Source organism: Pseudomonas sp. LPH60 (genome assembly GCF_030718165.1).
Classification (GTDB): domain Bacteria; phylum Pseudomonadota; class Gammaproteobacteria; order Pseudomonadales; family Pseudomonadaceae; genus Aquipseudomonas; species Aquipseudomonas danubii.
This window is the reverse complement of the sequence record NZ_JAVAJH010000005.1, coordinates 544,091-559,697: the sequence shown is the minus strand read 5'-3', so window position 1 is coordinate 559,697 and position 15,607 is coordinate 544,091. Positions and strand designations below refer to the sequence as shown.

The 15,607-nt window shown below is 64.3% G+C and carries 7 protein-coding genes; 1 reads left to right on the top strand and 6 read right to left on the bottom strand.

The genetic code is table 11. The features are described from left to right. Positions 1–48 precede the first annotated feature (48 nt). From Q8O96_RS20980 to Q8O96_RS20960, 5 genes are all read right to left on the bottom strand, one after another. Positions 49–900 (bottom strand): hypothetical protein, encoded by an 852-nt coding sequence (locus Q8O96_RS20980; protein ID WP_305949326.1) that lies wholly within the window; start codon positions 898–900, stop codon positions 49–51. Then, a complete protein-coding gene (locus Q8O96_RS20975; protein ID WP_305949325.1) occupies positions 897–10,520 on the bottom strand; it encodes a hemagglutinin repeat-containing protein in 9,624 nt (3,207 codons plus the stop codon). Before Q8O96_RS20975 ends, Q8O96_RS20980 begins: the two co-directional genes overlap by 4 nt. Before the next feature lie 35 nt (positions 10,521–10,555). Continuing rightward, positions 10,556–12,259: a ShlB/FhaC/HecB family hemolysin secretion/activation protein gene (locus tag Q8O96_RS20970; RefSeq protein ID WP_102862951.1), complete on the bottom strand. Its 1,704-nt coding sequence runs from the start codon at positions 12,257–12,259 to the stop codon at positions 10,556–10,558. 244 nt (positions 12,260–12,503) lie between these two features. Continuing rightward, a complete protein-coding gene (locus tag Q8O96_RS20965; RefSeq protein ID WP_102862950.1) occupies positions 12,504–12,803 on the bottom strand; it encodes a PsiF family protein in 300 nt (99 codons plus the stop codon). A gap of 71 nt (positions 12,804–12,874) precedes the next feature. Further along, positions 12,875–13,663 (bottom strand): helix-turn-helix transcriptional regulator, encoded by a 789-nt coding sequence (locus tag Q8O96_RS20960; protein ID WP_102862949.1) that lies wholly within the window; start codon positions 13,661–13,663, stop codon positions 12,875–12,877. Between the two features lie 96 nt (positions 13,664–13,759). Between Q8O96_RS20960 and Q8O96_RS20955 the strand changes: the two genes are divergently transcribed. Then, complete coding sequence (locus Q8O96_RS20955) at positions 13,760–14,665, top strand: DMT family transporter (RefSeq protein ID WP_102862948.1); 906 nt, start codon at positions 13,760–13,762, stop codon at positions 14,663–14,665. Positions 14,666–14,668: 3 nt separating this feature from the next. On the opposite strand, the gene Q8O96_RS20950 is transcribed toward Q8O96_RS20955, so the two are convergent. After that, complete coding sequence (locus Q8O96_RS20950) at positions 14,669–15,559, bottom strand: triacylglycerol lipase (RefSeq protein ID WP_102862947.1); 891 nt, start codon at positions 15,557–15,559, stop codon at positions 14,669–14,671. Positions 15,560–15,607 lie beyond the last annotated feature (48 nt).

The window sequence follows — 15,607 nt, the reverse complement described above, 5'->3', positions numbered from 1 at the left end:
AAGGGCATGGGCTTACATGGGTACTTGAGTCTTGTGACAGGCGAAGGTTCAGTCGCTTTTGGCCTGGGGCAGCGGGGCTGAAAGGTCGGGCAGCGGCACGTTGTAACCGCAGTAGTGCAGGTGTGTCAGGGTCAGGCGCTTGTCCGGATAGTCGCTGCCCCAGGCACTTCCCCGGTCATAACGAGCCTTGCCGCGGGCACAAACAGCCTGGAGCCGGCTTTGTACCTGAGCCAGAGCCGAAGGTGCCAGACGCTTGATCTGCAAGCTGTCAAAGAACGGCAGGATAAAGGTCCGATCCAGATCGTAACCCTTGGCGCCCAAAGCCAGACGTTGCCCGGCATGTACATAGAACGGTTGAGTAAGGCCGCTTTCCCCTTCCCAGCACCAATACCTGACCTCATCCTCCCAGAGCCCCACAGCAGGCCCCTGCCAGTGCTCATAGAAACGCAGGCACTGGTAGCTGCCCCGGGTGACCCAATCCACTTCACGGGGTTTGGCACCACTGCCGGGCAAAGCCAATGCAGCCAGCTTGCCCTGGAGAAAGGCGTCGTGGGGATACATCAGCCCATAACCCTCACCGTCGAGAAAACTGCTGACCTTCATGTACAGCGAGGACGCCGATACCTGAACATCGCCATAGGCGAAGGTCCCCTCAGTAGCGACAGACAGGCTGTCGCTGATTCTGTCGTAGTAGAAACCGCCCATGAGCGTACCGCATTCTGTGTGCCGGAACGGTTCAGGCAGGTCGAAAGAGAAACGCTGGGGCAAGGTCACTCGCTTGGCCCCTTCGCTACACAACATGCGCTGTTCGGTGCGTCGCTCCTGCGGCTTGGCGGGGAGGTTCAGGCATCCCCCGAGCAGCAATGCCAGCCCCACCACCACACTTGGACTACCCCTCATCTGCGGATAGTGTCCTTGCCATTGGCATCGATGAACGTAGGTTCAATGTACCGGGGATTCTTCTTGAACTGGTCCTGCAGCGCATTGGGCGCATCACCGCACATGCCCTTGGCAACACACAGGTAGTTCGAGTGCGGGCTATCCACTCCCATCAACGAGGTGCTGGTCGCCAGCGAACCGAAGAAACGAGCCACCGGGTCGGACGAGTGCGTGAAGTTCTGCCCCAGCAGATCCGACACGGTATCGGTGACCGGCAACATGCCGAAAAAGGTCTTCGACCCCGGACGGTTGACCTGGAAGAAGGCGCCGTTGCCGATATCGAATCCGGCGGCATCGGCGGCTTCAAAGAAGCTCTTGGAACCCACTGGGGCGCCGGACAACTGGATGCTCCCGACCTGGCCATTGAGGTTGAAATCCAGGCCGGAAATAGCCCGGTAGGTCAACAGACCGCCCTGGCTGTGGCCGGCAACGTCCAGCTTGTACTCATCCTTGATCCCGGCCTGGAAGAAATCGTGCAACTGCTGGGCGTTACCAGAGCGCACCGTCCCGCCCAGCGCCACATCCCACAGCGACTCGACCAAGTCGCCGAGAATCCCGTGCTCGGGGTTGTAGGCCTGCATGAAGGAATCGGAGCCGGTCTGCATCGCACCGTTGACCAATGCCGCCATCAGCGAGTTCTGGATGCCGTTGGTGAACACTGCACCATCACCATCGGGACGCTCGATCTCCATCAGCTTCTGCACGTTCTCGATCATCGGTTTGCCGGACACCGGGTCCACCTTGATGGTCTTGCCGTCGGACTCGTACTGGTACTTGGTCTCAACCCGGTAGAAGCGCATGTCACCCGTGATCAAGGCCGGCACCTGGGTGATCAGGCCACCATGGTTCTCGACGCCGGGCATGACGCCACCGGTGTACTTGCCAGCCTTGTCGAGCACGGTTTCCAGGAGCCCGGGAATCCAGGCCAGCGGCAGCAACGACGGGTTGTCGGCCACCACCTGGTCCGCCGCCTTACTCAGGTCACCAAACTGGGTGAAGATACCCGAGGCATTCTTGCCATAGTTCTTCATCCCCTCCTTCCACTGGTTCAGGGTCTGAATCGGGTGGTTCACCGACTCCAGGGACGACTGCGAGACATACAGGTCGGTACGCTTTTCCTTGTCCTTGGTGATTTCATAGGCCTGGGACACATCGCGGTTCAGGCCCGCCGTGGAGTCGGCGCCGGTCTTGGCGTCGTTGCGCACGGTGATGGTGCCCGCGCCCACGGTGGCCCGGACCTCTTGCTCACGCTCCTTGCGGTAGTCATAGCCGCTGACACTCCAGCCCGAAGCCCCGGTCTTGCCCTTGCCTTCCTGGCTCTTGTCATTGGTGAAGGCCACCTCCTTGCCGCCGGTGGACTTGGCGCCGTCGCCGCCGCCCCAGCCAAAGGTGCCGCCCGCGTTGACGTAGTAGCTGTGCTCCTTGTCCTGGCCGGAGATATCGCGGAAGCCCAGGGTGCCGGTGTCCAGCTTGAGGTTGCCGTTGTCGGCGGCGACCAGCGCGCCATCGAGCTGGGTGTGCTTCTCGGTGCGGATGTCGACACCGTTCTTGCCGGTGATGCTGGTCTGCTCCTGGACCCAGTTGGTCTTGCCGGTGGTCTTGCCCACGCCCAGGGAGCCACTGACGCTGCCACCGCCGCCCAGGCCGATGCTCACGGTGACGCTGGCATCCAGTTCCTTGCCGCTGACCTTGCCGGTGTCCGGCACCGAGGACACGGTCAGGTCGCCGCCCACCCGGCCGATGACCTCTCCGCCGCGCAGGGTGGCGCCGGCAATGGTGGTGTCCTTGCCGCTGCTGAAACGCAGCTGGTCGCCGGCCACCAGGTTGGCGTTCTGTTGCCGCTGGTTGTCCCGGTCCAGTTGGCCCTTGCCCATGTCGACGCTGGCATAGACCGAGATGAAGTCCTTGCCACCCACCGCCAGGCCCACTTCGCCTCCACCGCTGTGACGGCTGGACTCGCTGCTGGAATCGTTCTGCGCAGCGCGGATGGTCAGGTCGTTGCCGGCCCCCAGGTCGATATCGCGCCCGGCCTGGACCTGGGTTCCGATCAGGGTCAGGTTGTTGCGCGCCTCAAGGCTGACGTCGCGCCCGGCGAGGAACACCGACGGGGTGTTGGTGCCCTGGCTCATCTGCTCGCTGGCCACACCGTTGCTGCCACCGATACCGGCACGGGCACTGCCGCCGCCGCTCTGGCCGTTGATCCCGCCCTGGCTGCGGGCGCTCTTGCTCTCTTCGGAAATCGAGCCGCGGGCCACATCCACATTGATGTCGCGCCCCACCAGGGTGATGTCGCGCCCGGCGTCGAACTGACCGCCACGAATGTTGATGTCATTGCCGGCCACGGCGCTGATGTCCCGTCCGGCACCGAGGCTGGCAGGGCTGTTGCTGTGCACTTCCTGGCGCGAGCTGCTGGACTGGCTGGCCGTGCCGAAGTGGGTCGCGGTGGTCGGGCCCGAGGTGAACTGGTTGATCGCATCCACGGTGCTCAGCACGCTGGAGGCCTTGCTGGTGTTGTCCTCGCCTTTGCCGGTGCCCTTGATCGCATCCATGGTGTTGCCGTAGTTGTGGCTGACGTTGACCGTCAGGCCATTGCGATCACGGCTCTTGCTGCGTTCCTCGATCGAGGTTTGCTTGCCGGCATCGATGCTGATATCGCGCCCGGCCTGCAGGTTGATATCGCGCCCGGCATCCACCCGCGAGCCTTCCAGGGTCAGGTCACGCCCGGCCTTGATGGTTGCATCCTGCCCGGCCAGCAACTGGCTCGGCGCCACTGTCTGCTCGGCATTGCGCGACTTCTGCTTGAGGGCTTCGCTGCCCAGGAACGCGGTGACGCCGTTGCGATCGCTCTCCAGGGACAGCCCCACATGCTTCTCGGATTTCCAGTTGCTCTGGTCCGAACTGTTGCTGCCAGCCAGCACGTTGACGTCGCGGCCCGCCCCCACGTTGAGGTTGCGCTCGGCCGCCGCCGTGCTGCCGATCATATTGACGTCGCGGGCCGCCTGCAGGGTGGTGTCACGCCCGCCGCTGACCACGCTGCCAACGCTCTGGGACTGGGTGTTTTCCTGCCCCGACTTCTTCGCCGAGGCAATCGAAGTGAAGCTGCCGGAACTGGAAAGCCCCACCTTGCTCTTGTACTTCTCGCTCTGGCTGCTGGAGGTGTTGGCTGCATCCATCAGGTTGATGTCGCCATTCTTGTCGATCAGCCCGGCGCGCACTTCGGCATCGCGCTTGGCCTCGATGGAGCTGGCCGAAAGATTGACGTTGGTGCCGGCGATCACCACCGCGTCGTTACCGGCGCTGAGCTCGCTGCCCACCTGGGTGGTGCTGCTGGAAGTGCGGCTGTTGCCGCTCTTGTTCAGGCCGAAGCTGCCTTTCTTCTTCTGGCTGTAGGAGCTGTCCTGCTGCTCCTGGGCCGAGACCAGGCTCACGTCACGGGTGGCCCCCACCAGCAGGTCGTTGCCGGCCTTGAGCTGGCTACCGACTACAGTCACGTCGCGCCCGCCATTGAGGCTGATGCGCCCGTCCTTGTCCTGGCTGACGTTGACCATCAGGTCGTGCCCGGCGCTGATTTCGGACGCCACGTTGGTGGTCGAGGAGTCGGCGCTCTGAGTGGTCTTGCTCTTGCCCCAGGAACCTTTCTTCTTCTGGTAGGAGGTCGAGGACTGCTCGTCCTGGGCCGAGGCGATGACGATGTCGCGCTTGGCGTTGAGGGACAGGTCATGGCCGGCATCAACCTTGCTCGCCACCACCGCCAGGTCGCGCCCGGCATTGAGTTGCAGGTTGCCGCCGGTGGTCACGCTGGAGCCCAGGGTCTGCACTGTGTCGTGGGTCACCAGGCCGCGACGGATCGCGCTCTGGGTGAATGTATGGTCCTGCACCGCCAGTAAATCGATGTCACGACCAGCGCTGAGCTTGGCATCCCCGGCGCTGGCGAGCTGGCCGAGGTTGCTCAGGTCGCGACCGGCGCTGAGGTCGAGCTGCTGGCGCGCGGTGATCTGGCTGCCCTGGTCAAGGATGGTCCGACTGCCCGAGCCGTAGCCGACGGCCACCGCGGTGCGGTCGTTGATGATGTCGCCCTTGATCGAGGTGACGCTGACCTGGTTGCCGCGGATCTCCCCGGCCAGGGCGTTGCGCACGCTGTCCTGGGCCATCAGGCTGACCCGCTCGTTGGCTTCGATCAGGCCACCCTGGTACAGGCTGCCGCCGGCATTCACGCTCAGGTCGTTGCTGGCCCGCAGGGTGCCAACGTTGCTCAGGTCGCCACCGGCGATCAGGGTCATGTCGCGCCCCTGCACCAGGCTGCCGCCGCGCAGGTTGCGGGTTTCTGCCTGAGCCAGGTACAGCACCGGCACCAGCACCTTCTCGCCCTGCACTTCGCGGGTTTCCATCCACACGATGTCGTGGGTCAGCGAGGCCACCTGGGCCGGGGTCAGGGACACGCCGACGCTGAGCTGCAACTGGTCCTTGGAAGCGATGGCGTTGTCCATCAGATAGCGATACTGGTCGTAATCACTGGTCAGCCCTGCCGCGAGGAAGCGCTGCCCGGTCTGGGCCAGCACCGCATCGCGGATCAAGCGGGTTTCATACAGGCCGTCGCCCAGGCGGCGCCAGGTCTGGTCGGTGTTGTAGTTGAGGTGGCCGAGCATATAGTCCGAACTCATGAAGCGCGACAGGTCGGTGAAGGTCGGGTTGGTCTCGATCAGGTAGCGGCCCTGGGGATTCTGGCTCTTGACGAACAGGCCGTACTCGCCCTGGGGTACGCGGAAACTCGACAGAGAGGTCGGGTCCACGGCAGCGAACGGTACGCCGGAGAAGTCCACCGGCACGAAGCTGACTTGGGTGGTGCCGTCGGCGGCGACCTTTTCGATGCGCTGCACATCCTTGGCCACCTGATTGGCAGCGGCGGAGCTTTGCGCGTTGACTGTAATCACCTGGCCGCCCACCTGGGCCAGGTTGTTCTGGAGCGTCTGCCCAGTGAGCTGGGCGCGGCTCTGTTCGGTCTGCACGCCGTTCTCGATAGTGCCGCTGACCTGCAGGTGCAGGCGCTGGCCGGCCTGCAGGGTGGAAGCGTAGGCAGTCTGGGTGCCCGGAGTGATCACCGTGTGGCTGGCGGGTTCGTAGATCGGGTACTGGGTCACCTCTGTCGGCAACGGGTCCTGCTGGCCCGGCGCGCGATTGGCGTTGGCAGCGTTCCAGGCGATGGTCGCCCGCTCCGCGGCGCGGAACGCGCCCTGGGAAACCCCATGCAGGAAATAGCTGATGCTGTCGACCCGCTTGTCCAGGGTCAGGCCGCGGTTGTAGAGATTGTTGGCCGTAATGGAAACATCGCGGTTGGCGGCGATCAGGCTCTGGTCGTTCTCCACTGTGTCGGCATTGATGGTCAGGTCACGGTTGGACACCAGGCGGGCACCGGCGGAGTGCTCGCCCATGGTGCCTTCATAGGTGGTGTTAACGATGTAAGTGGCGGTGTGGTGATCGCCGGAACAGTCGGTGCAATTGATCACGATGTTGCGCTGGGTGATGGTTTCGCCGACCTGGTACTTGTCCATGGCGTTTTGCAGCAACGCCACGTTGAGGTTCATGTCGCCCTCGCTTTCGATGGTCCCGGAGCGGTTGCTCAGCAGGGCCGCGCGGCCACCGTCGAGGGCGGCAAAACTGAGGTTGCCGGCGCTGTAGAGATCGCCATAGCTGTTGCTCAGAGTATTGCCCCGCAGGAGCATGTCGCCGCCGCTGTAGATCAGGGTGTCGGCCGAGGTGGTGATGCCGTTGCCGGAGCGCAGTTGCATCTGCCCCAGGGCCCCGAGGGTGCCGCGGTTGTTGATCTGCGCCGCGGACACATAGAGATTCTGGCTGGCGATCAGGCGCCCCAGGTTGTCCAGGGTGCCGCGCAGGTTCAGTTCGCTGTCGCCGCCACTGGCGATGCGACCGCCGTACTGGTTGAGGTCGCCGGCCCCTACCGTGAGCTTGCCCCGGGACGACAGCAGGCCGCTGTTGTTCAGGTTGCCCCCCAGGTCCAGGGTCAGGTAACCGTCACTGGCCAGCTCCCCGGCGTTGTTCAGGGTCGCCGCGCCCACTCGCAGGCCGCTGGCGCTAGCGATGCGGTCGCCGGCACTCAGGTTGAGGTCGCCCCCGGTGCTCAGGTCCAGCGTACCGTTGAGTTGCATCAGACCGCTGCGATCCACCGCAGCCACATCCCAGTCGCCATGGCCCAGGCCGGTGATCCGTCCCTGGAAGCCGGACAGCGCCCCCAGGTCCAGTTTGAACAAGCCGCCGCCGGCGTGCTCGATGCTGCCGCCGATGTTGTTCAGCTGCCCGGCATTCAGGGCAAAGGCGCTGGAGCCCAGGGCCAGGGTGCCGCCCTGGTTGTTCAGCACGCCGCCCAGGGTGATACGGCTTTGCTCGCCAGCCAGCGCCCGTACCCGGCCCCCGGCGCTATTGTCCAGGTTGCCGCCCACCAGCAGCAGTGAGCTGCCCGACTCCACCAGCCCGCCCTGGTTGTAGAGGTTGGCCGCCACGTTCAAGTCCAACTGCCGGGCGCTGACTTCGCCGCCAAAGCGGTTGTCCAGGGTCTGCCCGGTGCTGCTGAGCAGGCCATTGGCGTAGAGTTTGCCCGCCTGGTTGGTGAGGCGATCGACCACCAGCTTGAGCGCTCCGGCCTGGCTGCTGATCAGTCCGGCCTTGCCGTTCAGGGCACTGTTATCCACAGCCCCGGCAGTGACTCCCAGGGTCGCGCCCTGCAGGGTGCCTCCACGGTTGTCCAGAGTGCCTTGGCCCAGCGCCACTTCGCCGTGGCCGTCCTTGACCAGGATCATCCCTTGGGCGTTGTTCAGGCCGCCGGCCACCAGGTTCAAACCGTCGCTGCCGGCCAGCAGTTGTCCCTGGCGGTTATCCAGGGCTGCGCCCTCGACCTCAAGGCGCTTGCCCTTGAGGGTGCCGCCCTGGTTGTCCAATTGCCCGCCCTGGGTCACCCGCAGCGCCTGTTCACCGGCGTCGATGACCCCGGCGTTGTTGTTCAGTGTGCCGTGGTTGAGCTTCAGATCCAGCGCCCCCTGACTGGCCACCACCGCGCCCTTGGCGCTGTTGTCGAGGCCGGAGGTATCAAGCCCGACACTGCGGCCCAGCAGCACACCGCCACTGTTGTTCAGTTGACCGCCGTTGATCTGCAGGTGCCCGTCGCTTTGCAGGCGCCCCTGGCTGTTGAGCAGTTGCCCCGGTGCCGCGCCGTCAGCCGTCAAGGTCAACTGCAGGCCATCGCTGCCGGCCGCCAGCAGGCCCGACGCCTGGTTGTCCAGACGCTGGGTGCTGACGGTCAACTGATCACCGGCCAATTGCCCACCACGGTTATCCAGCAGGCCGGTGTTGGTCAGCAGCAAGTGATTGCCCACCACCACACCGCCCTGGTTGTTCAGGCTGCCCGAGACGATCTGCACGTCACCGGTCTTGGCCTGCAGGTGGCCCAGGGCATTGTTCAGGTGCTGCTTGACCGTCAGCGTGAGCTTGCCGGTCTCGGCGCTCAACACCCCGGCCTGGTTCTGGCTGAGGCTGTCGAGGTTGGCGCTCAGCACGTCGGCGATGACCTGGCCCTGGTTGTTCGCCAGGTCCCGGGCGTCCAGCAGCAGGTTGTCCTTGCCCTGCAGCAGGCCGCCCTGGTTGTCGATGTCCGCGGTGTGCAGCTCCAGCGCGTCGGCGGTGAGGGTGCCGCCCTGGTTGCCGAGCTTGCCGCTGCTGTTGAGGGTCAGTTGCGGGGCGATCAGGGTACCGCCGCGGTTGTCCACACTGCCGGCCTTGAGGTTCAGCAGCGAAGTGGCCTGCAACTTGCCATCGGCATTGACCAGGTCCTGATCGAGGTTCACTTGCAATGCGCCCTTCTCGGCGCTGACCAGGCCCTTCTGGCTGTTGTCCAGGCGCTTGCCGGTCACCTTGATCTGGTCGGCCAGCAGCTTGCCGCCCTGATTGAGCAACTCCCCACCCTGGGTTTCCAGCAGGGTCTGGGCCTGGAGCCGGCCGCCATTGTTGTTCAACTGCTCGCTGGTCTTGAACGTGGCGCTGCCCTGGCTGGCCCCGATCAGGCCCTGCTGGTTGTCCAGCCGCTGGGCGCTGATCGCAACCTGGTCGGCGACCATCGAACCCTTCTGGTTACTGACCTCACGGGCGTTGAGGGTCAGGTCGGCACCCGCCACTTCCAGGCGTCCGCCGTTGTTGTTCAGGCTGTCGAGGGTCAGGGTTGCCGCCTGCCGGTCGCCAAAGCGGATCAGGCCTTCCAGGTTGGCAATGGCCGGGGTGGTGAGCACCAGCTCATTGTGCGCCAGCACTCGGGCCTGCCCGCCCTGGTTGACCAGGCGTGCGGCCTTGACCTCGACCTTGGGCCCCTGGATCACACCGTTCTGGTTGCTCAGGGTCTGCCGCGCGGTCAGTTGCAGAGAGCGGCTGGCCAGCACATCGCCGCGGTTTTCCAGGTTGTCGGCGTTCAGCTTGACCACGCCTTGATCGTTGCGGCTGTTGTCGCTGTTGACCCCGGCCTCGATGATGCCGTGGTTGACCAGTTGCCCGGCGTCCACCACCCGCACCTGATCCCGGGCCGCCAGACTGGTGCCCACCTCGATCTGCTCCTTGGCCTGCAGGGTCGCTTCGGTCCCGGCATAGGCCTTGCCCTTGAGGTCGATGCTCTGGGCCTTGATCGCGATCGCCTGGTTGGCGCCCATGCCGGCCACCGTGACCTTGCCGTTGGCGTCGATCTGGATGTCACCGGTGCTGGCCGCCATCTCCCCCGACATGTTCACACCCACGCCCTTCTCCGTGCCCACCAGACGGATGGCCCCGGCGTACATGCCTCCCAGGGCCGCACTGTCGATGGCCAGTTCCGGCTTGGCACTGGCATCGGCGTCCCGGGCGGTGACGCTCAGGTCATCGGCCTTGACGTCGTTGCGCCCGGTGATGACGTTGAGGTTCTTGGCATACAGGTTGGCGTTGAGCTTGGTGCTGCGGGTGATCAGGTCGAACTGATCGATATTGCTGGCGTTGAGGCCGGCACCTTCAATGCTGATATCGCCGCCATCGACCTGGAAGCGATCGAGCTTCTGACCCTCGATAATCGGCTTGCCGGTGGTCAGGGTGGCGCGCGGGGTGTTGATGAAGCCGCAACCGTTGCAGGTAATGCCATGGGGGTTGGCGACGATCACCCGGGCAGCCTGTCCGGCCACCTCGGTGTACCCCGCCAGCTTGCTGCGGTTGCTGCCGGTGACTTCGTTGAGGATGACCTGCGCCGCCTGCCCCTTGAGGTTGGGGTTGCCGATGATATAGCCGCCCAGCTGGGTGCTCTGGGTCGAGCCGGTGGCGTTGTTGAGGATCAGGCCGTTACTGCCGACGTTGTATTCGCTGAACTTGTTGTGGGACAAGCCGCTGCCATTGGCCGCATTGATGTTGACGATGGGGACGCCGTTGCCCGCCGCGCCGATGGTGGCATTGCCCCCGGCGGCCGGATCCAGGACCAGGCCGGCGGCGACGCTGACGATCGGATTGAGAAACAGGATCCCCGACAACGACAGGGCAATGCATTGGGCAAAGGGCTTGCGTACGTCCATATACGAATCATCCATCCACTAGCGTTTGGGTCGGGTCAGAAGAACAGGTCTACTCGCACGTACACCGGATGCTCTCGTCTCTCGATAATGTCCGGTCGCTCCAGGGAGCGCGCGAAGCTGACTGACGCGGCCAGGTACTGGCCACGGGCGTTGAGTTCGATGGCGTTGCCACTCATTCGGCCCTTGGCGTCATGGTTGTAGCGATCGCCCTTGATCACCCCGACGTCATAAGCAAAGGCCAGGCCGTATTCCTGGACAAAGGGTTGCAGCGCCTGCCAGGTCACGGCACGGCGCCAGCGCAGCTGGTTGCGCCAGTAGCCGCCGCTGTTGCCGGAGAGGGTCTGGTCCTGGAAGCCGCGCACCGAATTGAGCCCGCCGAGGCTGATGCGCTGAGGGCTGAAGAGCACGTCCTCGCTACGCTGGCCGGTGGCCAGGCTGTCGAAACTGAAGTTCTCGTTCCACAGGCGAAAGGGCTGCAGGTAGCTCAGGGTCAGGCTGTACTTGTTGTAGCGCGAAACCGGCTCGCTGCCGTGAGGGTTGCCGCTGCCCTGGGCGTCCAGCGCGCCGATGCCCTGCTGCCAGCCGATGTCGGCGTTGACCAGGGCATTGCCGATGCGCCGCCCGTGGTTGAAGCCCAACTGGCTTTCGGTGATGCGATTGCTGGAGACGTCGATCAGGTTGTCGTCGATGTAGTTGCGCGTGCGCAGCTGGCTCAGCCCCAGGCTCATCCCGGTCTTGCTCAGGTTGTCGCGGTGCAACACACGCTCGGCGCGCAACTGCTGGTTCTTGCTTTCGCCGTCCATGGTGAAGTCGAAGCCGGTGCTGTCATTGCGAGTGCGGTAGTAGCTCTGGCTGTAGGCGTAGCTGAAAGTCCACCAGCCCCAGGGCAGGCTGTAGAACAGACTCTGGTTGTCGGAATGGCGCCAGCGATCGCTGACTGCGTCCTGGTTGGCCCGCAGGCTCAATTGATCCGCCAGCCCCAGGGGGCTGTCCCAGTCCAGGCCGAGGCCCATTTGCTGCTCACCGGTGCTTTTGTCGCCACTGTTGTTGCGGGTGGCCGAGACGCGCCAGGGTTTCAGACGCTGGCCCTTGAGCCCGACATGGCTGTCCCCCAGTTTCTCCCCCGGTGACAGTTCCAGCTCGACCTGGCGCGAAGGCAGGCGGCTGAGCTGGTCCACCAACTGCTCCAGTTCCCGCAGGTTCAGCACCTGGCCGGTGGTGCCGGGAAAGGCCATGGCCAGCTCCCGGGAACTGGCCAGGGCCGAGCTGTCCAGGCTTTCCAGGCGACCTTCGACGATGACGATGATCAATTGCCCCGACGCCAGCTCCTGGGCAGGCAGGTAGGCGCGGGTGGTGACATAGCCCTGTTGCAGGTAGTGGTGGGTAATGGCCTTGAGCAGGGTGTTGATCTGCGCCACCGACAGGCACTGGTCGCGATAGGGCGCCACCAGGCGCTCCTGATCCGCTGCCGAGAGGTGTTCGGCGCCTTTGAGGACGACGGTCTTGATGGTGAAACAGCGCTGCTCGCCAGGTTGCGGAGCAGGCTCGGGGGGCAGGGTCTTGCCGGGCAGTTGCTGCAGTTCGTCGAGGCGCTTTTGCTGCTCTTGCAGCAACTGCTGCTGGCGATCACGGATCAGATCGCGGTCACCCGGCGTCTGCAGCGGGGCGGCGGTGAGGGCAAACGAGCCGAACAAAGCACAAAACGCTACGACAGGCCTGAAACAGCCAAAACGCGACATGCCTTCCATTCCCTTGAGTCGCAGACGCCGGTACTAGAGCGGCCGCGCGGTGCATCCCGGCACCTGTTTTCGAAGGGGATAAAGTCTAAATGTAAAATTTATTACATAAAAAAAAAGCGACGAGCGGTATCTTTCTGATTTATCTCATTGAAATAAAAGATTTTTTATGATTCTGAAATCGTAAACCTCGATGCGAACCAAGGCCCTGTGCCAGCCCGGTGACCTTGGTCCCATCGATTCAGGCTCACTTTTTCTTCAGGCAATCACTCATGAACGCCTTGCGCGCATCGCCCTTGAGGGCCTGGGCGGTGGCGGTGGCGTTGCACGATTTCATTCTTTCCTGGGGCGTGGAAGGTGTCGCCGCAGCCGCCGGAGCCGCCTTGAGGCAGGTGCTCATGAAGGCCTTGCGCTCGTCGCCCTTGAGGGCCTTGGCGGTGGCCTCGGCATTACAGGTGGTCATCTTGTTTTGCTGGGCAGTGGCGGCAAAACCTTGGGAGCAAAGCAGCAGGCCCACCATCAACAAAGGGATACGCAACATCTTCATGGAGTTTTCTCCTGGTCACCGCACCGATGGGCACGGCCTCCTGCGCAGTGTAGACAAAGCCTGTTACACCTTCACCTGTTCTGCAGGCTGGCCCGGCGGTACTGCTCGGGGGTGCAGCCGGCCTGGCGCTGGAACATCGCGATAAACGCCGAGGCGCTGCTGTAGCCCATGTCGAAGGCGATTTCCTGGACGCTGCGGGTGCTTTCCAGGGCCTCGATGGCGGCGAGGAAGCGCTGGCGCTGGCGCCATTCGCCGAAACTCATGCCCAGCTCGCGGACGAACTGCCGGGCCAGAGTCCGTTCACTGACATGGGCCTGCTGCGCCCAGTGGGCCAGGGGCTGGTGGTTGCCCGGTTCGGCCTGCAGGGCCTGGAGTACCCGCAGCAGCTCGGGGTTGCGGGCATAGGGCAGGTAACAGTCTTGCACCGGGGCCTGGCGCAACTGGTCCAGCGCCACCTGGGCCAGACGCTGGTCGGCCTCGCCCTCGGGGATCTGTACATCCCGGGCGGCGAAGTCCTTGAGGATCGCCTTGAGAATCTCGCTGATGGCCAGGGTGCTGCCCTGCTTCGGCAAGTCCGTGCACAGTTCCGGCGCCAGCAGCACCGCTCGGTAGTTGATCGGTTGCGGAGTGTAGAAACTGTGGGGCGTCTGCGGCGGCACCCAGACCGCGTACTGTGGCGGCGACATGAAGCGCCGGCCGGCGATGTCCATGCGCATCACACCATGGGCCGAATACTCCAGGCAGCCCCAGGGGTGCCGGTGCTCCAGGGCGTGGCTGTCGGCGGCGAAGTCGGCATAGCGGAAGTACACCGGCGCGGGCAGGCCGTGGAAATCCAGGAGATCGATGTGTTTTTTGCTCATGCTGTCCGGATGTCGGGGCAGGTTGTCCGGTTCGAAGTATAGGCATTAATCCGGACAGGAGGATAATCAGCCCTCATCAACTGTCTGGCTGTTTCCATGCAATACGCTTATCCACTGCTGGCCATCTTTATCTGGGCCGGCAATACCGTGATCAACAAACTCGCAGTGGGTGCGATCTTCCCGGCAGAGATCGGCTTCTACCGCTGGCTGCTGGCGGGCCTGCTATTCACTCCGTTCATGCTCAAGCCGGTGCTGCGGCACTGGCCGGTGATCCGCCCCAACCTGGGCCGGATCTTCATCCTCGGGGTGTTGGGCATGGCCGTGTATCAGAGCCTGGCCTACTTCGCCGCGACCCTGACCTCGGCCACCAACATGGGCATCATTCTTTCCCTGATGCCGCTGATGTCCCTGGCCATGGCCATTGCCGCCCTGGGCCAGCGCCTGACCGCCGGGGCTCTGGTGGGGGCGGTGCTGTCCTTTGCCGGGGTGCTGGTGGTGGTGTCTTCCGGCAGCCTTGCCGCGCTGCTGCAACACGGGGTCAACCTAGGTGACGCGATGATGCTGATCGCCACCCTGGCCTATGCGATCTACAGCACCTTGCTGAAGAAGTGGCAACTGCGCCTGCCGCCGCTGGTGCTGCTGTACCTGCAGGTGCTGGTGGCGGTGCTGGTGCTGCTGCCGTTGTTCCTGGCCTCACCCAAGGTCGGCCCGACCCTGCAGAACATTCCGCTGGTGCTCTATGCCTGCCTGCTGGCTTCGATGCTCGCGCCCCTGGCCTGGATGCAGGCAGTGGTGCGCCTGGGACCAAGCCGGACCACGCTGTTTTTCAATCTGCTGCCGTTGATCACGGCGCTGATTGCCGCGGTGGTGCTGCATGAGCAACTGGCCTGGTTCCATTTGGTGGGGGGCTTGTTGACCTTGGGCGGGGTGGTTCTTTCCGAACGCTGGACCAGGGTGCTGGGGCCGGTCGCCGGCAAGCCGGCGGCTACAGGGCCACAGTGAGGGTCAGAGGTTGGCGGCCTTGAGGCGCCGGGCATGTTCGACGAACAGGCGGATCGGTTCGGCGCCCTTGCCCACCAGCCCCAGGGATTGGTTGACGATATCGAAGTGGTCCAGGGGGTAGTCGTCGCCGATGACCTGCCCCAAATGCGAGCTGTAGCGCCCGACCATGCCGTCGCACTGGCCGGCCTCGCGGACGAAGGTGCGGGCGAACAGGCGGCAACTGCGGTTGGTGCCGTCGAACAGGTTGCGTCCGCGATTGGTCTTGCCCGGCTGCAAAATGCCGGACCAGGAGTAGTAGCGCACGCCGCCGACCTCTTCCGCGCCCTGGCCGCCCCAGGTGGACGGCAACCCTTGAGGGTATTGGCGGTTGAACAGGGCCACGCCCTCGGTGGTCAGCGACTGATGCGAAGCGTGGATATCCACCGGCAGTTTCGGCCCGCGATAGCCGGTTTCCAGCAGCGTCATCAAGGCCGCGACGCCCCGCAACAGCCAGCTCAGGACACGCCCCTTGAGGCTGTGGGCCGGGGAATGCCGAGCCAGGTAATCCGCCAGTTCGGAACCGTGGTTGGGGCCTGCTACCGAAGTCACCGAGGCGACCCAGTCAGGGCGTTTGGCCGCCGCGTAACGGGCGGTAAGCGCGCCCTGGCTGTGGCCGATCAGGTTGACTCGGGGCGCACCAGTCTCGGCCATGATCCGCTGGACCTGGGCCAGCAGTTGTTCACCGCGCACCTCGCTGGAGTTGAGCGGCGACACCTGTATCGCAAACACCTGGGCCCCACCCTGGCGCAAGGCCGGGATGATGCCGTACCAGTAGGGATACAGCAGCAGGCGGACAAAACCGAGCATGCCGGGCACCAGTACCAGGGGGTAACGCGTGGCAAGCTCTTGGGACATGCGGGGACATCCTTGTGCGAAGGCAGGGGGGCTGGCTGAAAGCTAGAC

Coding starts and splice junctions, on each gene's coding strand:
- Q8O96_RS20975 (WP_305949325.1), bottom strand. CDS start 10,520: ATGGACGTACGCAAGCCCTTTGCCCAATGCATTGCCCTGTCGTTGTCG.
- Q8O96_RS20960 (WP_102862949.1), bottom strand. CDS start 13,663: ATGAGCAAAAAACACATCGATCTCCTGGATTTCCACGGCCTGCCCGCG.
- Q8O96_RS20970 (WP_102862951.1), bottom strand. CDS start 12,259: ATGTCGCGTTTTGGCTGTTTCAGGCCTGTCGTAGCGTTTTGTGCTTTG.
- Q8O96_RS20950 (WP_102862947.1), bottom strand. CDS start 15,559: ATGTCCCAAGAGCTTGCCACGCGTTACCCCCTGGTACTGGTGCCCGGC.
- Q8O96_RS20980 (WP_305949326.1), bottom strand. CDS start 900: ATGAGGGGTAGTCCAAGTGTGGTGGTGGGGCTGGCATTGCTGCTCGGG.
- Q8O96_RS20965 (WP_102862950.1), bottom strand. CDS start 12,803: ATGAAGATGTTGCGTATCCCTTTGTTGATGGTGGGCCTGCTGCTTTGC.
- Q8O96_RS20955 (WP_102862948.1), top strand. CDS start 13,760: ATGCAATACGCTTATCCACTGCTGGCCATCTTTATCTGGGCCGGCAAT.